Here is a 16,592-nt window from a genome sequence, read left to right on the forward strand (position 1 = left end):
GAGCACAAGGCGTCGCCGCGGCAGCCGCAAGAAATTGACGTCAAATGTGTAGCGGCTTTGTATCAGTTTGTGTGCACATGCGTGAAGGGGCCAGACAGGTTTTTTTGTCTGGCCCGGTGGCTTCGCAAACCAGAGGACGTAAAGGTCAGGCAGCTTCGCGGGCCGTCTGCAGGATGGTCAGCAAGGATTGGGCATGACGCGCAGCCTCCAGACCCAGACTGGTCAGGTAGCCGCCATCGACCTGGCTCGTCAGGCCTTTGTCATGCAGGCGTTGGGCAGCGGCGATGGCAGTGGAGGCCGCCACATGATGGACCTTCAGGCCTTCAAGGGTGTTGTCCAGGTTGAACAGGGCAAGGATTTCCAGTTCAGCAACCAGCTCAGGGGTGTAAGACATAGGTGCTCCAGACTTTTATTAGTGGACGCCGGTACGGGCGCAGGTCCCGGGTGATGAGGTGGCAACGGGACTTGCGCAGTGTAGCCCGGATCCTGGGCGCCAGGTGCCCGGTCATGCTTAATTTTCTGGTGGCAGCTCCGGCAGCGCGCGCAGCGCCGTTTCGTACCACTGGCCATCGAACGGCCGGTCGGCAGCCAGCATGGCGTCGATCTCCACGGCCAGCACATGAGCCATCATTTCGATGATGTCATCGCGCTCGTAGCCCACCAGTGTCAGCTTGTTGAACACAGCCGTTGCCGCAGGCGGATTGTCATTCTCGAGCTGGTTCTCGATGGCCTGCATCAGGGTGGAGGCAGCGAATTCTTCTTCGTTGTCGTCGAGTACTTCAGTCATGGAAATCTCCTCAGATTAAGTGCAGCAGTTTAACTGCATCGCGTGGGGGTAATCGACGAACGCTGTAGGACAGTTCTGAAATGCTGAGAATTGGCCATAGGCCACTGATTTTAAAGTAAAAAAATCCTCTAGAGTGCCGAGGCGTACCCTATTCAAGGAGATTTTCGGTGCTGAAATTATACGGATTTGCCGCAAGCAACTATTTCAATATGGTCCAGCTGGCCTTGCTGGAGAAGCAGGTGCCGTTCGAATTCGTGCCGTTGCATGGCTGCCAGAATCCCGAAGCGCTGGCCATCAGCGCGCGCGGCAAGGTGCCGGTACTGGGCACGCCACAGGGATTCATCAGCGAGACCGATGTCATCCTGCGCTATCTGGAAGACACCTCGACGACCCGGCCACTGGTGCCGGCCGATCCCTTCTGCCGGGCCCAGGCCTGGACCATTGCCAAGGAGATCGAGCTGTACATCGAGCTGCCGGCACGCTTGTGCTATGTCGAAGTGATCTTCGGCGGCCGGGCAACGCCCGCCGACCTCAAGGCCAAGGCGCGCCGTGACCTGATCAAGGGTTTTGCCGCCCTGTCCCAGCGCGCGCGCTTTGCACCCTATATAAGCGGTGAGCATTTCACGGTGGCGGACATTTATTTCCTGTACAGCGTCGACCTGGCACAGCGTGTGGGCGAGCAACTGTTTGGCCTGGACCTGCTGGGGCAGTTGCCCGGGGCACAGGCCTTGCTGGAGCATCTGGCGCAAAACCCGAATGTGCAACAGGTGGCAGTGGCCAGGGAGGCCGACTGGCCCAGGTTCCTGGCCCGCGTACAGGCCGTGGCCCGGCAGGCGGGCTAACAACGCCGCCTGACGGGTCATTGCATGTGATCAGCGGCTGGCCAGCAGGGCCTGGCCGCGGACCACGGCGGCACGCACCTGCGCCGGGGCTGTACCACCGATATGGTCACGGGCGTTGACCGAACCTTCAAGGGTCAGCACGGCAAACACGTCCTGCTCGATCTGGTCGCTGAAACGGCGCAGTTCTTCCAGGCTCATTTCTGCCAGATCCTTGCCGCTTTCGACACCGTACTTCACCGCATGGCCGACGATTTCGTGGCAGTCACGGAACGGCAGGCCGCGCCGGACCAGATAGTCGGCCAGGTCCGTGGCGGTAGAGAAGCCGCGCAGGGCCGCTTCGCGCATGATGGCGTGGCGCGGCTTGATGGCCGGGATCATGTCGGCAAAGGCGCGCAACGAGTCGCGCAGCGTGTCGGCGGCGTCGAACAGCGGCTCCTTGTCTTCCTGGTTGTCCTTGTTGTAGGCCAGCGGCTGACCTTTCATCAGGGTCAGCAGGCCGGTCAGGGCGCCAAATACACGGCCGCTCTTGCCACGCACCAGTTCAGGCACGTCGGGGTTTTTCTTTTGCGGCATGATCGAGCTGCCGGTGCAGAAGCGGTCTGGCAGGTCGATGAACTGGAACTGGGCGCTGGTCCACAGCACCAGCTCTTCGGAGAAGCGCGACAGGTGCATCATCGCGATCGAGGCGGCGGCGCAGAATTCGATGGCAAAGTCGCGATCCGACACACCGTCCAGCGAATTGCCGCCAACGGCTTCGAAACCCAGCAACTGGCAGGTCAGCTCACGGTCGATCGGGTAGGTGGTGCCGGCCAGCGCGGCGCTGCCTAGCGGCATGCGGTTGGTGCGTTTGCGGCAGTCGACCAGGCGCTCGTGGTCGCGGCTGAGCATTTCGAACCAGGCCAGCAAATGATGGCCGAAGGTGACCGGCTGGGCCGTCTGCAGGTGAGTGAAGCCCGGCATGATGGTCTCGGCTTCACGCTCGGCCTGCTCCAGCAGTCCTTGTTGCAGGCGGGTGATTTCGCCGAGGATCACGTCGATTTCATCACGCAGCCACAGGCGGATATCGGTAGCGACCTGGTCGTTGCGACTGCGTCCGGTGTGCAGTTTCTTGCCGGTGATGCCGATGCGGTCGGTCAGGCGAGCTTCGATGTTCATGTGCACGTCTTCAAGATCGATGCGCCATTCGAACTGACCCGCCTCGATTTCGCCCTGGATGGTCTTCAGGCCGTCGATGATGGTGTCGCGTTCGGCATCGGTCAGGACGCCGACCTTGGCCAGCATGGTCGCATGGGCGATCGAGCCCATGATGTCATGGCGATACAGGCGCTGGTCGAAGTTGACGGAGGCGGTGAAACGCGCGACGAAGGCGTCGACGGGCTCACTGAAGCGGCCGCCCCAGGACTGGTTGGTCTTGTCGGTGCTCATGATTTCGCTCGTTGCTCTGCGTGAAAGGAAGTTCGCTAAACGACGGCGATGATAGCAGGGTGAGGTTTTTTTATCCTCGAACGGCTTGTCGCGCTCAGCCCCCGGGACGAGACTGGCGCATGCGCGAGGGCCTCCATGATCATCAATAACGATAAATCCGCTGTCGAGCAGGATTTCTTCCTGCCTGAACTGTGCCTGCCCCAGGCCTTGCTGGTGCTGGTGGTACTGGCCGAGCTGCTGGTGCTGGCCCTTGTGCTGGTCGAGCCCATGCCTGGAGCCTTTCCCTGGGTGCGCCTGGCCCTGATGTCACTGTTCGTGCAGTGGATCGTCCTGCTCTCGGCCGCCTTGCTCTGCGGCCTGCGCCCTTGGCTGGCGCGCCTGCCGGCAGGCCTGGCGGGGCTTCTGGGCTGCCTGATGGTGGTGGGCCTGACGCTGCTGTGCACGGCCGTGACCGACGTCTGCCAGCTGTCCAGCCGGATTTCGCTGGAGGGGATGGTCGAGCGCTATATTCGTTATTCGCTGATTGCCTTGATCATGTCGGCGCTGATGTTGCGCTACTTTTATCTGCAGAGTCAGTGGCGCAAGCAGCAGCAGGCCGAGCTGCGGGCCAGGATCGAAGCGCTGCAGGCGCGTATCCGGCCGCATTTTCTGTTCAATACGCTTAACAGTATTGCCAGCCTTGTCGCCAGTGATCCGGTCAAGGCCGAGCAGGCGGTGCTGGATCTGTCCGACCTGTTCCGGGCCAGCCTGGCACGCCCCGGAACGCTGGTGAGCTGGCGCGAGGAGCTGGAATTGGCCAGGCGATATTTATCGATCGAACAATATCGCCTTGGCGAGCGTCTACAGTTGGACTGGGCGGTGAGTGAGATTGACGATGACTTGCCGATTCCCCAGCTAACCTTGCAACCATTGCTGGAAAACGCCCTGACCTATGGCATCGCCCCACGCATCGAAGGCGGCGTGGTGCGGGTCGAGGCAGATTACGAAAGGGGAGTGTTCATATTGTGCGTCAGCAATCCTTATGACGAAGTTGCCCCACGGCAGACGTCCAGCGGCACCCACCAGGCCCTGTCGAACATAGGTGCACGTATTACGGCACTTTTCGGTCCGCAGGCCAGTCTGAGCGTGGAGCGCCGTGACGGCCGTCACTACACCTGTCTACGCTATCCTTGTGCGAGACTCACGCAGGAAGCCAAAGCAATATGAATGTCCTGATCGTTGATGACGAACCCCTGGCCCGGGAAAGATTGAGCCGCCTGGTCGGCGAAATCGAGGGCTACCGGGTCCTGGAACCCAGCGCCGCCAATGGTGATGAAGCCCTGGCGCTGATCGAAAGCCACAAGCCGGACATTGTCCTGCTCGATATCCGCATGCCTGGCCTCGACGGCCTGCAGGTCGCTGCCAGACTGTGCGAGCGCGAAGCCCCGCCCGCCGTTGTTTTCTGCACCGCACACGATGAATTTGCCCTGGAAGCTTTCCAGGTCAGTGCGGTGGGCTACCTGGTCAAGCCGGTGCGTCCCGAGCATCTGTCCGAGGCCCTGAAAAAAGCCGAGCGGCCCAATCGCGTGCAGTTGGCCGCCATGACCCGTCCTGCGGCCGAGAGCGGCAATGGCCCGCGCACGCACATCAGTGCGCGGACCCGCAAGGGCATCGAGCTGATCCCGCTGGATCAGGTCATCTTCTTTATTGCCGACCACAAGTACGTGACCTTGCGTCACGAGGGCGGCGAAGTACTGCTCGATGAACCCCTCAAGGCGCTGGAGGACGAGTTCGGTGATCGTTTCGTGCGCATCCACCGCAATGCCCTGGTGGCCCGCGAGCGGATCGAACGACTGCAGCGCACGCCACTGGGGCATTTCCAGCTGTACCTCAAGGGCCTCAATGGTGATGCCCTGGTGGTCAGCCGTCGCCATGTGGCAGGGGTGCGCAAGATGATGCAGCAACTCTAGAGCGTTTGACGATCGGGCATGGCAAACGACCTGATGTCCGTTTGACCTGCCTGGCGTTAACAAGCAATTGCGTGCTGTTTTCAACACAGCATGGTCGCTGCCCTGGCGACTATCATTGCCTGTCCCAACACGCCCTGTATCGCCGCGGCGTTGCCCGGTCACGATGCATGAGCCACTGAACGTGCCGGCGGGCGTCGATTTCATTGACGGGTGTCAGGCCATGCCCGGACTTTACCGGCGGCGCTGAAGCCCCAGCAACTGAACTGTTATCATCGACAGTCTTTACCCTGTACGGATTGATTCATGTCCACTCGCGAAATCCGCATTGCGACCCGCAAGAGCGCGCTGGCGCTCTGGCAGGCCGAATACGTCAAGGCCCGGCTCGAACAGGCCCATCCCGGTCTGGCAGTGAGCCTGGTGCCCATGGTCAGTCGTGGCGACAAGCTGCTTGACTCGCCGCTGGCAAAAATCGGCGGCAAGGGCTTGTTCGTCAAGGAACTGGAAACCGCCCTGCTGGAAAACGAAGCCGACATCGCCGTGCATTCCATGAAGGATGTACCGATGGCCTTTCCCGAAGGGCTGGGGCTGTTCTGCATCTGCGAGCGTGAAGACCCACGCGACGCCTTTGTATCCAACCGTTTCACCAGCCTCGACCAATTGCCGGCCGGCAGCATCGTCGGCACCTCCAGCCTGCGTCGCCAGGCGCAACTGCTGGCACTGCGGCCCGACCTGCAGGTCCGCTTCCTGCGTGGCAATGTGAACACCCGCCTGGCCAGGCTCGATGCCGGCGAGTACGACGCGATCATCCTGGCTGCCGCCGGCCTGATCCGCCTGGGCTTCGAGGCGCGCATCACTGCCAGCCTGTCGATCGAAGACAGCCTGCCTTCCGGTGGCCAGGGCGCGGTCGGCATCGAATGCCGCACCCTTGATGCCGACATCCACGCCTTGCTGGCCCCCTTGCACCATGCCGACACCGCCCTGCGGGTCTCGGCCGAGCGCGCCCTCAACCGTCACCTCAACGGCGGCTGCCAGGTGCCGATTGCCTGCTACGCCGTGCTTGAAGGCGAGCAATTGTGGCTGCGCGGGCTGGTGGGCGAACCTGATGGCGGCCTGTTGCTGCGGGCCGAGGCACGTGGCTCACGCGATGCCGCCCAGGCCCTTGGCGTGCAAGTGGCCGAAGACCTGCTGGCCCAGGGTGCCGGGCGAATCCTGCAAACCCTCTACGGCGAGGCGGATGAGCAATGAGCGCCTGGCGCCTGTTGCTGACGCGCCCTGCCGAAGAGTCGGCAGCGGTGGCTCAGGTACTGGCCGAGCATGGTATTTTCACCCGCAGCCTGCCGTTGCTGGCCACGGAGCCTTTGCCGTTGGACGACGCGCATCGCGCAATGATCTTTGAGCTGATGCAGTTTCAGGCGGTGATCGTGGTCAGCAAGCCGGCCGCCCGCCTGTGCCTGGAACTGCTCGATGAAATCTGGCCGCAGCCACCCCAGCAACCATGGTTCTGTGTGGGCGCCGGCACCGGCAGGCTGCTGCTCGACTACGGCCTGCAGGATGTCAGCTGGCCGCAGCAGGGCGACGACAGCGAAGCACTGTTGGCACTGCCGCATCTGCAAGAGGCCATCGCCATACCGGGAAGCCGTGTGTTAATCATGCGCGGTGACGAGGGACGCGAATGGATGGCCGAGCGTTTGCGCGAGCAAGGCGTCAGGGTCCGGTACCTGCCGCTGTACCGCCGCTATTTGCCCGTTTACCCGCCGCAGGCCCTGTTCGGGCAGGTCGAGGGGGAACGCTTGAACGGGCTGGTGGTCAGCAGTGGGCAGGGTCTTGAGCATCTGCTCCAGATGGCGGGGGAGCGCTGGCCTGAGCTGGCCGGGCTGCCGCTGTTTGTACCGAGCCCGCGGGTTGCGCAACTGGCGCATGCCGCCGGGGCTCGAAGGGTTGTTGACTGTCGTGGCGCCAGCGCCACGGCCTTGCTGGAGGCTTTGCGGGCAACGCCCGCCTGTTGATCGACGAAGTGTCGCTGCCAGCGGCACCCAATTGCAAAGGACGGATACGTGAGCGAAACAGCCTTGCCCAAAGACGAAGAATCGGTGTCGAAAACATCGACCCCAACGCCCGAACCCAAGCGCCGCGAGCGCTCGGGCAATCGCACCAGCGGCCTGGCGGTCGTGGCCTTGTTGCTGGGCATTGCCGGCGTCGGCGTGGCCGGCTGGGGCGTATGGCAACTGCGTATGCTGCAGGCTGGCCATATACAACAGCGCAGCGAGGTGCAGGACATTGCCGAACAGACGCTGGCGCTGACACGCAATGACCAGCAACTGACGGCGCGCCTGGCGCAATTCCCGCCCGCCGACCAGCTTGAAGACAGCCGCCGCCTGGTGGCGCAACTGCAGGGCGACCAGCAGCGCCTGAGCCAGCGCCTGGAAGGCGTACTGGGCGCCAGCCGCAAGGACTGGCGCCTGGCCGAGGCCGAGCACCTGCTGCGCCTGGCCAGCCTGCGCCTGTCGGCCCTGCAGGACATCAACAGTGCCCGGGCCCTGGTGCAGGGCGCCGATGAAATCCTGCGCGAACAGGACGATCCGGGGTCCTTCGGCGCCCGCGAACAACTGGCCAAGAGCCTGACAGCCCTGCGCAGCATCGAACAACCCGACCGCACCGGCCTGTTCCTGCAACTGGCCGCCCTGCGCGAGCAGGCCGCGCAGCTCAATGCACTGGCACCCGAGTATGAAGACAAGGGCGGCTCGCTGTTCGGCCTGACCCCCACCCAACCCACCAACCCGGCCGACAGTGAAGAGCATTACTGGGCCAAATGGTGGGAACAGATCTCGCACTACATCCGTATCGACTTCAACGCTGAAAAGGACATTCGTCCTGTGCTCGCAGGCCAGAGCCTGGCCCAGGTACGCCTGGCCCTGACCCTGGCCATGGAGCAGGCGCAGTGGGCCGCCCTCAATGGCGAGCCGCAGATTTATGCGGCGGCCATCAAAGAGGCGCGCAGCGTGCTGACGGCCAACTTCAACAAGGACAACCCGCAGAGCAAGGCCATCGCCGAGCGTCTCGATGCACTGGTGGACCAGCCAGTCTCGGTCATGACGCCTGACCTGGCGCAGAGCCTCAGCGCGGTACAGGCCTACCTGGAGCGTCGCCATGGCGCGTCGCAGCCGACCGAAACGCAGCGAGGCACCAGCCCATGAAGCGCTTCTACGTTCTGCTGTTCATTGCCATCGCCGTCGCCGCACTGATTGGCATCGGCATGGCCGAGCACGCCGGTTATGTGCTCATTTCGTACCAGAACTTCCGTTTCGAATCGAGCCTGTGGGCGGCGCTGGGCCTGTTGCTGGCCCTCTGGCTGGTGGTGCTGATCGTGCGCCTGGCGATCAGGCTGCTGACCACCTCCGGTGGCGTGGTCAACCCCTGGTCGCGCCGCAATCGTCATCGCCGTGTGCAGGTGGCGATCGAACAAGGCCAGATGGACCTGGCCGAAGGTCGCTGGGCCAGCGCCCAGCGCCATTTGCACCGCGCTGCCGAGGCCGATCCCCAGCCATTGCTGTATTACATCGGCGCTGCACGCGCCGCCAACGAGCAAGGCCGCTACGAAGACAGCGACAGCCTCCTGGAGCGGGCCTTGCAGCGCCAGCCGCATGCCGAACTGGCCATTGCGCTGACCCATGCGCAGTTGCAACAGGACCGCGGTGACACCGACGCGGCCCTGGTCACCCTGCAGGCCATGCAGCAGAACCATCCGCACAACCCGCAGGTGCTGCGTCAATTGCATCGACTGTATCAACTGCGTGGCGACTGGCCGGAACTGATCCGTCTGATGCCCGAGCTGCGCAAGGACAAGGTGCTGCCGCCGGCAGAGCTGGCCGAGCTGGAACGCCGTGCCTGGGGTGAAAATCTCAGCCTGTCGGCCTGGCGCGAGGCCGAAGAAGGCGCCAGCACCGGCCTGGCCTCGCTGGACAAGGCCTGGAAAGCCCTGACCTCGGCGCAGCGCCAGGAACCGGCGCTGGTGCTGGCCTATGCCGAGCAATTGCGGCGCCTCAACGCCCATGCCCAGGCCGAAGAAGTGCTGCGCACGGCTCTCAAGCGCGACTACGACAGCCACCTGGCACGGCTCTACGGGCTGGTGCACGGCAGCGACAATGGCAAGCAGTTGCAGGCGGCCGAAGGCTGGCTCAAACAGCACCCCAAGGACCCGAGCCTGCTGCTGACTCTGGGTCGCATCTGCCTGCAGGGCCGCTTATGGGGCAAGGCACGCGACTACCTCGAAAGCAGCCTGCGCCTGCAGCCCAACCCGGAAACCTGTGCGGAGCTGGCACGCTTGCTGGCGCAGATGGGCGAGACCGAGCGCAGCAACCAGTTGTTCCAGCAAGGCCTTGGCATGCTCGACGAACGCTTCCTGGCCAGCCCCCTGCCGGCCCTGGCCCGCGCTTGAGGCTGACGTTCGCGCAAGAGCCTTCTTGCGCGAACGCCTTGCCGGCCCGGCGGGGGAATTGCCCGGCAAATACTGTGTATGAAGATAATTCGTACATGAAAATGTAATAAAACCTGATTCATGGGTGTTTGTTTTCGCGTGCAGCTATCAACATCCTGGCGCGCGGCTGCCTTGAAAGCTCTGTGCGCTTTCCTCTACCGTAGCCCCCCTTGTTTCCCGTTACGGATTTGTCATGCACCCGGCCCGCACGCGCTTTCTGTTCTGTCTGGCGTTCATCGCCTGTGCAACATCCGTCGGCGCGGCGGTCTACCTGCAGTTCACCTACAACCTCACGCCTTGCCTGTTATGCCATGTGCAACGAGCGCTGCTGCTTGCCTGCGCCCTGATCTGCCTGGCCGCTGCCGTGCACGGCCCCACGACCCTGCGCACCTGGCATCGCTATGCGCTGGCGCTGCTGGTCGTGGCCCTGCTTGGCGCCGGTGTCGCAGGCGCTCATATCGGCTCGCAGACCTCGCCCCCCGAGCAACTGGCCCTGGCCGTCACCCACGTCAAGGAAGGTTTCAGCCTGCTCGCGCGGCCGGCCTGGGGAGGCATTCTGGAGCACGCACTGCTGAGCTGTGCCGAGATCAACTGGTCGCTGTTCGGTATCAGCCTGCCGGAGTGGAGCCTGCTGGCGTTTGTCGGGGCAATCCTGCTGGCGCTGTATCTGCTGCTGGTCGAAATACCCCGCAAGATATTGCCCAAGGATCAAACGCTTGTATGAACTTTCTCGACCTCATCGCTTGAAGCCCTTATCCTGCGGGCATAATCTGGCTCGCACGCGTCAATCCAAGTCTGTTGTCATGACGCTCATTCAGGCTCGGTTTACACAGATCGGGTACGACTTGATGCCGGTACAGGACTGCATGCCCCCTGAAGGGAAGAGAGATCATCATGCTGGAAAGTTGTCAGAATGCTCAGGAACGCTGGGGCGGGGTCAATCTGCTGATCGATCGCTGGCTTCACAATCGTCACGAACTGATCCAGGCCTACGATGCGCTGGGCGGAACGCCCGAGTCCCTGCGGGACCGCTCGGCCAAGCAGGACTTCTGTCAATTGCTGGTCGACTACGTGTCGGCGGGGCATTTCGAGGTCTATGAACAACTGAGCAACGAGGCCAAGGCGTTCAACGACGAGCGCGGGCTGGAACTGGCCGATACGCTCATCCCGCGCCTGGAGGCCTTGACGCAACTGGCGCTGGCGTTCAACGACCATTGTGATCACGGTGATTCGTCAGCCGATTGCGCCAGCGAGTTCAAGACCCTGGGCGGGCTGTTGCATGAGCGCTTCGAGCTTGAAGACTGCCTGATCGAGGTGCTGCACACCTCGCACAAGGAACAGGCCAGCGCGTAACGCCAACGGGGTTACGACGACACGGCGACCAGTTCGATCTCGAACACCAGTGGTGTAAACGGGTCGATCAGGTCGCCCGCCCCTTCGGCGCCATAGGCTTGTGCCGAGGGAATCACCAAACGCCATTTCGCCCCGGTCGGCATGTCCTGCAAGGCCGTGGTCCAGCCACTGATCACACTGTCCAGGCGGAACCATTGCGGCTGGCTGCTCTGGTCAAACACCGTGCCGTCCGGCAGATGCCCTACATAGCGCACTTCCACCCGGCCGTTGGCATCGGGCCTGGGCCCGTCACCGTGCACCAGCTCGGTCATCAGAATGCCGTCGGCCAGGACCTTGACGCCAGGCCTGGCCTTTTCCGCGTCCATGAAACGCCGTTCGGCACTGAGTGCCGCCTCGGTCTGCGAGTCGGTGCCCGCAGCTTCGGCCTGCGCCATCGCGGCATCATGATCGGCCAGGATCTGGTCGATTCGCGCTTGCTTGAGTGCCAGGGGCTTGCCCTGATACGCCTGCTTCAAGCCATCGACCAGGGCAGTCAGGTCAAGGTCCGGCACCTCCTGACGCATGCGCTCGCCCAGGCTCGCCCCCAGGCTGTACGCCAGGTCATGGGCGTCGTTGGCAGCCGGATTTTCGGCCGCCTGTCCCAGCGGCAGCACAAGCAATAACGACATCAACAAGTAGCGCGACATGGAGGCTCTCCGGCTGAGAAGGCTGTGATTATGCCAGTACCGACAGCGTTACGCAGAGAGCGGCCCGGGTGAAATTTTGCACAGACGGCTCAAACCCCCGGCCATTGCAGGTGGCGCCGTGCAACAGCGGACTGTTCATGCTGTCAACAGCGCTAGCGGCGCTGCAGGCAGAGGTCTAGTATGAGCCGCTATTTCGCCAGCCCGGAGGTAAGTCATGTCGGCCAACAAGAAGCCCGTAACCACGCCGTTGCATCTGCTCCAACAATTGTCGGGCAGCCTGCTCGAACACCTGGAAGACGCCTGTTCCACCGCTTTGGCTGATGCCGAGAAACTGCTCGCCAAGCTGGAAAAGCAACGCGTCAAGGCCCAGGAAAAATTGCACACGTCGCGCACCAAGGTGCAGGACGCCGCTGTTGCCGGCAAAGCCAAGGCACAGACCAAGGCCAAGGCCGCCATCGATGAGCTTGAAGAACTGCTCGATGCCTTGAAGGATCGCCAGACCGAAACACGCACCTACATCCAGCAGCTCAAACGCGATGTCCAGGAAAGCCTGAAGCTGGCCCAGGGCGTAGGCCGGGTCAAGGAAGCCGTCGGCAAGGCACTGACCACCCGCGAAGCCAAACCGGCCGCGAGCAAGGCCGCAACCACGCCCGCCGTCGCCAAGGTAGACGCGGCACCCGCCGACAAAGCCGTCGCCAAGCCTGCCGTGGTCAAGAAAGCGCCTGCCAAAGCGGCGGCCAAGCCAGCCACCAAGGCCCCGGCCAAACCAGCCACTGAAAAAGCCGCTGCGGCGCCAGCCAAGGCACCGGTGAAGGCCCCGGCGGCCAAGCCGGTTGCCGAGAAGGCACCCGCCAAGCCTGCGACCGCCAAGGCGCCGGCCAAAACGGCGGCCGCCAAGCCTGCAGCCAAGACCGCCGCTGCCAAACCTGCCGTCGCCAAGCCCGCCGCCAAGCCGGTTGCTGTAAAGACCGCGACCAAGCCGGCCGCAAAACCGGCCAAGGCACCGGCGACCGCCAAGGTTGAGACCGCAGTAACAGCGGTTGCCCAGCCTGCCGGTACACCGGCCCCGGCTGCGCCGGCCGCTACCGACAGCGTCAAACAGGGCTAAGCCCTCAGGGTAAGGGCCGCGTCGCACAGCACCTGCCGTGCGGCGCGGTCCTGCCGGCCCGCCAACGCATCAAGCCAGCCCTGCACATCCTGCACCTGCCCCTGTGGCCAGTCCCTGGCCAGACCCTGCAACCGTTCCAGCAATGTTCGCTCCGCCTGCAACTCCAAGGCCTTGACCTGTTCGCGCAAGGTGGCAAGCGCGCTATCGCCTGCCGCGGCTTGACGCCATTGCGTGCGCAAGGCCCGTAAAGGCCCCACGACCTGCGCCTGCCACGCGCCTGCTGCCTGGACAATGGCCGCCACCCGGGCGTCAGTGCACGGCACGGCGCGCCACCCCAGCCACACCCCGAACAACACCACGCAAACGTCGGCTCCCTGGGCCTGAAGTTGCAGGCACGCCGGCTCCACACCGGGCCGGGCATAGAAATCGAGGGTGAAACTCCATAGATCAACAGGCATAGTGGTCAACCCCGTCCGGGACGAAGCTGGTAGACTCCGCCGCCATCATGATTCGAATTCAAGACCTTACCTTACAGCGTGGCCCTCAGCGTCTGCTAGAAAACGCCGAGTTGACCCTGCACGCCGGCCAGAAAGCCGGTCTGATCGGTGCCAATGGTGCCGGTAAATCCAGCCTGTTTGCCCTGTTGCGCGGCGAGTTGAGCCCCGACTCCGGCGATTGCCATCTGCCGGCCGACTGGCGCATCGCACACATGCGCCAGGAGATCGAGACCCTCGAACGCCTGGCCGTGGACTATGTGCTTGACGGCGACCTGCTGCTGCGCGATATCCAGCGCCAGTTGGCCGAGGCCGAGGCCGCCCACGACGGCACCGCACTGGCACGCCTGCATGCCGAGTTCGACAGCGCCGACGGCTATACCGCCGACGCCCGTGCCCGCAAGCTGCTGGCCGGCCTGGGCTTCAGCAACGAGCAGATGGAACGGCCCGTCGGCAGTTTCTCCGGTGGCTGGCGGATGCGCCTGAACCTGGCGCAAGCCTTGATGTGCCCTTCGGACCTGCTGCTGCTCGACGAGCCGACCAACCACCTGGACCTCGACGCCATCCTGTGGCTCGAAGACTGGCTCAAGGGCTATCCCGGCACCTTGCTGCTGATTTCCCACGACCGCGACTTTCTCGATGCGGTGGTCGATCACATCGCCCACGTCGAGCAACGCAAGATCACCCTGTATCGCGGCGGCTACAGTGCCTTTGAGCGCGCCCGTGCCGAACGTCTGGCCCAGCAGCAACAGGCCTACGAGAAGCAGCAGGTGCAACGTGCGCACATGGAAAAATACATTGCGCGCTTCAAGGCCCAGGCCACCAAGGCCCGCCAGGCCCAGAGCCGCATCAAGGCGCTGGAGCGCATGGAAGAGCTGTCTGCCGCCCATGTCGACTCGCCCTTCAACTTCGTCTTCCGCGAATCCGACAAGCTTTCGCGCCCCTTGCTGGACCTGTCCGATGCCCGTCTGGGCTATGGCGACAAGGTCATCCTCGAGAAGGTCAAGCTGCAACTGGTGCCCGGCGCGCGCATTGGCCTGCTGGGCCCCAACGGCGCGGGCAAGTCGACGCTGATCAAGAACCTGGCCGGCGAGCTGGACCCCATCAGCGGGCGCCTGCAACGCGGTGAAAACCTCTCGGTCGGCTACTTTGCCCAGCACCAGCTCGACTCGCTGGATGCCAAGGCCACGCCGCTGCTGCACTTGCAGCGCCTGGCACCGACCGAACGCGAGCAGACCCTGCGCGACTTCCTCGGCGGCTTCGATTTTCGCGGTGCGCGGCTCGACGAGCCGGTGCTGAACTTCTCCGGTGGCGAAAAGGCCCGCCTGGCCCTGGCGCTGATTGCCTGGGAAAAGCCCAACCTGCTGCTGCTCGACGAACCGACCAACCACCTGGACCTGGAAATGCGCCTGGCGCTGACCATGGCCCTGCAGGAATTCAGCGGAGCGGTGCTGGTGGTCTCTCACGACCGGCACTTGCTCAAGAGCACCACTGACGACTTCCTGCTGGTGGCCGATGGCCGGGTCGAAACCTTTGATGGCGACCTGGACGACTACACCCGCTGGCTGGCCGATTACCGCGTGCGTCATGCACCGGCCAGCACCACGCAGGTCAATGCCGACAAGACCGACAAAAAAGCCCAGCGCCAACAGGCCGCCGCCTTGCGTCAGCAACTGGCACCGCACAAACGCCAGGCTGACAAGCTGGAAAAGGAGCTGGGCGAGGTCCACGAAAAGCTGGCCCGGATTGAACAGGGCCTGGCCGACAGCGCCCTCTACGAGGCCGCCAGCAAAGACAAGCTGCGCGACCTGCTGGCCGACCAGGCTCGCTTGAAGGTGCGCGAGGCCGAACTGGAAGAGGGCTGGATGGAGGCACTGGAAGTGCTGGAAACCATGCAGGCCGAGCTGGAAGCATTGTCGTAAGCGAGGCGAGAGGGTGATGGACGTTTTTGGTTTACCGCTGGCAGCGCACTGGGTCGAACCGATCTGGCTGGGCCTGCAGATTCTGCTGATCCTGCTGGTGGGCTACCTGACCCAGCGTGTCGTGGGGCGCTTTCTTACGCGCCTGGGCGAGCGCTACCCGTTGCCACCCGAGCTGTTGATGCCGGTGCGCGGGTGCCTGCGCTGGTTCATCATGGGCAGCGCCTTCGTGGTCGTGCTCGGGCGCCTGGGCGTCTCGGCCACCGTGTTGTGGACGGCGCTGTCGGGCTTTGTCGCCGTGGCGGCGGTGGCCTTCTTCGCCATGTGGAGCGTCCTGTCCAACCTGCTGTGCGCGGTGATGATCTTCACCATCGGCCCGTTTCGTATCGGCGACATCGTCGAGCTGGTCGACACCCTCGACAAGCCCGGGGTCAAGGGCCGGGTCACGGCCATCAACCTGATGTTCACCACCCTGATCGAACTTCCCGAGCAGGGCGGCGCACTGGTGCAGGTGCCCAACAGCCAGTTCTTCCAGAAATCGGTACGCCGCTGGCGCGGCACCGACGGCCTGGCGCAGGTGATCACCGAGCGGCCGGCCGGCGAGGGCAAATAGGCCGGAGGGTGATGGCGAATATTCCTGCACCCGAAATGGATCTATCGACCCCAACCTGTCCGCGATAAACATCTGGCTACACTTGCCGATCAGGATTAACGTATTCGCCATCCGATAAAGTGAGGTGTGCGATGGCGTTTGAAACATGGCTGGCATTCTTTGCCGCCTGCTGGGTGATCAGCCTGTCGCCGGGTGCCGGCGCCATCGCGTCGATGTCCTGCGGCCTGCAATACGGCTTCTGGCGCGGCTACTGGAACGCGCTGGGACTGCAAATCGCGCTGGTGGTGCAGATCGGCATCATCGCCGCCGGCCTGGGCGCCATCCTGGCCACTTCCGAGCTGGCCTTTACCGTGATCAAGTGGTTCGGCGTGGCATACCTGATCTACCTGGGCGTCAAGCAGTGGCGAGCGCTGCCCACCGACATGAACGAAGACCCGGCCGTGCGCCCGGTCGGCAAACCAATGAGCCTGATGCTGCGCGGGTTCCTGGTCAATATCAGCAACCCCAAGGCCATGGTGTTCATGCTGGCCATCCTGCCACAGTTCATCGACCCGAACGCGCCGTTGCTGGCCCAGTACGTGACCATTGCCGCGACCATGGTGACCGTGGACCTGATCGTCATGGCCGGCTACACGGGCCTGGCGGCCAAGGTGCTGCGCCTGCTCAAGACACCGCGCCAGCAGAAACGCCTGAACCGCACCTTCGCCAGCCTGTTTGTCGCAGCCGCGGCATTCATCGCCACCTTGCATCGCGGTACGGCCTGAAATAGCTACCGTAGGAGCGCGCTTGCCGGAATGCCGGACCACCGCGACCGAGTGCGAAGCGCTCGCAAAATTTATAAAACGCCACAATTTTACGACTGCTAACGCAGCCGGTCGCGGGCAGAGCGCGCTCCTACCGGTCGGTGCCTGTCCGAATAACCTGCTTTGTAGAAGCCGGTCC

At 63.5% G+C, this 16,592-nt stretch carries 18 protein-coding genes; 13 read left to right on the forward strand and 5 right to left on the reverse strand.

Features of this window, described 5'->3' with window-relative positions; translation table 11 throughout:
- Positions 1-145 precede the first annotated feature (145 nt).
- Both DGA31_RS16755 and DGA31_RS16760 read right to left on the reverse strand, forming a co-directional pair.
- Positions 146-394 (reverse strand): TIGR02647 family protein, encoded by a 249-nt coding sequence (locus DGA31_RS16755; RefSeq protein WP_056841079.1) that lies wholly within the window; start codon positions 392-394, stop codon positions 146-148.
- A gap of 117 nt (positions 395-511) precedes the next feature.
- The gene (locus DGA31_RS16760) at positions 512-787 is read right to left on the reverse strand and encodes a hypothetical protein (RefSeq protein WP_056841078.1); all 276 of its coding nucleotides are present in this window, start codon (positions 785-787) and stop codon (positions 512-514) included.
- A gap of 167 nt (positions 788-954) precedes the next feature.
- Here DGA31_RS16760 and DGA31_RS16765 point away from each other — a divergent pair, with 167 nt between their 5' ends.
- Positions 955-1,629, forward strand: a complete 675-nt coding sequence (locus tag DGA31_RS16765; protein ID WP_109513328.1) for a glutathione S-transferase family protein — start codon at positions 955-957, stop codon at positions 1,627-1,629.
- A 30-nt stretch (positions 1,630-1,659) separates the two neighbouring features.
- Here DGA31_RS16765 and argH read toward each other — a convergent pair whose 3' ends face one another.
- Entirely contained in the window at positions 1,660-3,054 is a 1,395-nt protein-coding gene (argH, locus tag DGA31_RS16770) for an argininosuccinate lyase (protein ID WP_056841076.1), read from the reverse strand.
- Positions 3,055-3,189: 135 nt separating this feature from the next.
- Between argH and DGA31_RS16775 the strand changes: the two genes are divergently transcribed.
- The 8 genes from DGA31_RS16775 to DGA31_RS16810 all read left to right on the forward strand — a co-directional run bounded on the left by DGA31_RS16775 (position 3,190) and on the right by DGA31_RS16810 (position 10,830).
- Entirely contained in the window at positions 3,190-4,260 is a 1,071-nt protein-coding gene (locus DGA31_RS16775) for a sensor histidine kinase (RefSeq protein WP_109513329.1), read from the forward strand.
- Positions 4,257-5,003 (forward strand): LytR/AlgR family response regulator transcription factor, encoded by a 747-nt coding sequence (locus tag DGA31_RS16780; protein ID WP_056841074.1) that lies wholly within the window; start codon positions 4,257-4,259, stop codon positions 5,001-5,003. The genes DGA31_RS16775 and DGA31_RS16780 overlap by 4 nt, the downstream gene beginning before the upstream one ends.
- 303 nt (positions 5,004-5,306) lie before the next feature.
- The gene (gene hemC, locus DGA31_RS16785; protein WP_109513330.1) at positions 5,307-6,248 is read left to right on the forward strand and encodes a hydroxymethylbilane synthase; all 942 of its coding nucleotides are present in this window, start codon (positions 5,307-5,309) and stop codon (positions 6,246-6,248) included.
- A complete protein-coding gene (locus DGA31_RS16790; protein WP_109513331.1) occupies positions 6,245-7,009 on the forward strand; it encodes a uroporphyrinogen-III synthase in 765 nt (254 codons plus the stop codon). The genes hemC and DGA31_RS16790 overlap by 4 nt, the downstream gene beginning before the upstream one ends.
- Positions 7,010-7,057: 48 nt before the next feature.
- On the forward strand, positions 7,058-8,197 hold the full coding sequence (locus DGA31_RS16795; protein WP_109513332.1) for a uroporphyrinogen-III C-methyltransferase: 1,140 nt from the start codon (positions 7,058-7,060) through the stop codon (positions 8,195-8,197).
- The gene (locus DGA31_RS16800; RefSeq protein ID WP_056841070.1) at positions 8,194-9,438 is read left to right on the forward strand and encodes a heme biosynthesis protein HemY; all 1,245 of its coding nucleotides are present in this window, start codon (positions 8,194-8,196) and stop codon (positions 9,436-9,438) included. The genes DGA31_RS16795 and DGA31_RS16800 overlap by 4 nt, the downstream gene beginning before the upstream one ends.
- A 232-nt stretch (positions 9,439-9,670) precedes the next feature.
- On the forward strand, positions 9,671-10,201 hold the full coding sequence (locus tag DGA31_RS16805; protein WP_109513333.1) for a disulfide bond formation protein B: 531 nt from the start codon (positions 9,671-9,673) through the stop codon (positions 10,199-10,201).
- A 170-nt stretch (positions 10,202-10,371) separates the two neighbouring features.
- Positions 10,372-10,830: an Rsd/AlgQ family anti-sigma factor gene (locus DGA31_RS16810; RefSeq protein WP_056841068.1), complete on the forward strand. Its 459-nt coding sequence runs from the start codon at positions 10,372-10,374 to the stop codon at positions 10,828-10,830.
- An 11-nt stretch (positions 10,831-10,841) separates the two neighbouring features.
- On the opposite strand, the gene DGA31_RS16815 is transcribed toward DGA31_RS16810, so the two are convergent.
- Entirely contained in the window at positions 10,842-11,516 is a 675-nt protein-coding gene (locus DGA31_RS16815; RefSeq protein WP_056841067.1) for an FKBP-type peptidyl-prolyl cis-trans isomerase, read from the reverse strand.
- A 214-nt stretch (positions 11,517-11,730) separates the two neighbouring features.
- On the opposite strand from DGA31_RS16815, the gene DGA31_RS29815 reads away from it, so the two are divergent.
- The gene (locus tag DGA31_RS29815; RefSeq protein WP_153811677.1) at positions 11,731-12,624 is read left to right on the forward strand and encodes an AlgP family protein; all 894 of its coding nucleotides are present in this window, start codon (positions 11,731-11,733) and stop codon (positions 12,622-12,624) included.
- Here DGA31_RS29815 and DGA31_RS16825 read toward each other — a convergent pair.
- Complete coding sequence (locus tag DGA31_RS16825; RefSeq protein ID WP_109513334.1) at positions 12,621-13,082, reverse strand: TIGR02444 family protein; 462 nt, start codon at positions 13,080-13,082, stop codon at positions 12,621-12,623. The genes DGA31_RS29815 and DGA31_RS16825 overlap by 4 nt on opposite strands.
- Positions 13,083-13,129: 47 nt before the next feature.
- Between DGA31_RS16825 and DGA31_RS16830 the strand changes: the two genes are divergently transcribed.
- The 3 genes from DGA31_RS16830 (at position 13,130) to DGA31_RS16840 (ending at position 16,414) form a co-directional block, all read left to right on the forward strand.
- Entirely contained in the window at positions 13,130-15,040 is a 1,911-nt protein-coding gene (locus DGA31_RS16830; protein WP_109513335.1) for an ATP-binding cassette domain-containing protein, read from the forward strand.
- A gap of 16 nt (positions 15,041-15,056) precedes the next feature.
- Positions 15,057-15,650 carry a mechanosensitive ion channel domain-containing protein gene (locus tag DGA31_RS16835; protein ID WP_056841063.1) on the forward strand — a complete coding sequence of 198 codons (594 nt, stop codon included), beginning with the start codon at positions 15,057-15,059 and terminating at the stop codon, positions 15,648-15,650.
- A 131-nt stretch (positions 15,651-15,781) separates the two neighbouring features.
- Complete coding sequence (locus DGA31_RS16840) at positions 15,782-16,414, forward strand: LysE family transporter (RefSeq protein WP_056841062.1); 633 nt, start codon at positions 15,782-15,784, stop codon at positions 16,412-16,414.
- Positions 16,415-16,592 lie beyond the last annotated feature (178 nt).

Source organism: Pseudomonas ovata (assembly GCF_003131185.1).
In the GTDB taxonomy this organism is placed as follows: Bacteria; Pseudomonadota; Gammaproteobacteria; order Pseudomonadales; family Pseudomonadaceae; genus Aquipseudomonas; species Aquipseudomonas ovata.